1 protein-coding gene is annotated in these 1,693 nt (G+C 49.0%); it reads right to left on the reverse strand.

What is annotated here, in order from left to right; translation table 11 throughout:
- Positions 1-741: 741 nt before the first annotated feature.
- Positions 742-1,290, reverse strand: a complete 549-nt coding sequence (locus HMPREF2932_RS02495) for a hypothetical protein (RefSeq protein WP_049154941.1) — start codon at positions 1,288-1,290, stop codon at positions 742-744.
- Between the last annotated feature and the right edge of the window lie 403 nt (positions 1,291-1,693).

Below are 1,693 nucleotides of genomic sequence, written 5' to 3' on the forward strand. Positions count from 1 at the left end.
TCACCCCGCTACGCACCCCGAAACCGGAAGAGCCGGTAACCCTCCAACTGCGCAGGGCACCCGCGCCAGTAACGCACCAACAAACCCGCGCGCCGAGGTGGTGTGGGGTTGATAGGTTCCGACCTCCACCACACCCCGCACCTCTACTGGTTCTTCAGTTCACTTCAGGTTGCGCTCATCCACGTGTTGTAGTGGGGTGAGCCAGACCGTGTACCCCACTGGTCGTTGCGGTCGGCGCGGCGGTACTCGATTTTGGTGCCCTTGGGTTTTACTTTGGTTCCAAAGGTGAAGGGGATGCGGTATTGCCCCATGGGCGTCGTGCCGTCGCCTTCGCGTTTGCCTGAGGTGGCCGCCAGCCCCTTGTGCCTGACCCGTTCACGGGAACGGGCACATTCATTGTGCGACTCATCCAGTCAGGCATCATCAGCCCGCACGACCTTGCTCGTAAAACAGCGGGCAGATTACAGCTTCTTTGCGGGCCCACTGAGAGTGGGCGACTTTGAACATGGGCATTGTGTCCGTGGTTGGCTCAATTCTGAATTGGAACTCGATGTGTGACCCCACCGGCAAGACGGATTTCCACTCCCGCAGCGTCTTGGTTCGTCGTCAAGAAATCTTTGAAGGATTCTGTGCGGCACCGATCACGTCGTTAGTTATTCATCGCGTATGAGCTGCACTTCATTAGGTTTAATGTTCCTTATGGCATTGATTAGGTCCCGTTAAATCAGAGAGTCGAATAAATTATTGGTTAACCTCTTGAAAATCAATTTTTAAACCTTTTTGTTCTACCTGTTGTTTAAACAACTCTGTAAATCCTACGATATGTTGTCGGGATGTGTTTCTAACGCAATAAACAGTATTGTGAATCTCCTTCATAAATACCGGCGTTTCTACAAAAGGCTCATCTTCATCCCCTAGCCACTCATCATATTCTGATTTCTCTTCGTTTAAAATGCTTTGAATGTTGGTTATTTTCCCAATATAACAATTAATGATTTCACCACCTATCATCAGCTCTGCTTCAGAAAACTGCATTTCGCCTTCGAGTAGAAGACTCATTTTTTCATAAAAATCAGTAGAAAAGACCAACAGACTATCTATGCTGTCATATTTATCGGTAAGTTTAATATTATTAGTACTGAAACCTTCCTGTCCTCTAAATTTAGGTTTCGTATTTAGTTCGCCTTCGTCATATAAGAAATAAAATTGTATTTCCGTTCTATCGCTATTCATCAGCTCTATGTAAGACTCTGAATTAAGCAGTTTACTGTAAATAGAATATAACTTCATTCTTGACTCCTTGTTCATTCAAATAGGGGATGCACAGCTGTGCTTGTCAGTATTATATCCGTTTCTAATGTTCGCGGATCCACACGCGTACCCAGCCAGTACTGCTCCCACTCGGTGATCGTGAAGACGATGTTTGCGTGACGTTGGGCGCGGAATGCGTCCATCCACTCGACGCTGTCCCCGGCGGCGAGATTTCGAGGAGGAAGCTGGTCAGCCGGTAGGTCAAGCGGGCGTGGACTGTCACCAGATCGGAGTAGTGTATGGCGGCGGATCCTGTCTTTGCGTCACGTACCTACACGCTCTGATCATGGCTAACAGCAAGCCGCAACCGGCACTACCTTTTGGCGCTCGCCCCACCTTTTAGCGCCTCGTGGGGTTGCCCGCAAATCGTGGACACGTAGTG

Origin of the sequence: Corynebacterium sp. HMSC074H12 (assembly GCF_001813755.1) — a bacterium.
Taxonomy (GTDB): Bacteria; Actinomycetota; Actinomycetes; order Mycobacteriales; family Mycobacteriaceae; genus Corynebacterium; species Corynebacterium hiratae.

Coding starts and splice junctions, on each gene's coding strand:
- HMPREF2932_RS02495 (WP_049154941.1), bottom strand. CDS start 1,290: ATGAAGTTATATTCTATTTACAGTAAACTGCTTAATTCAGAGTCTTAC.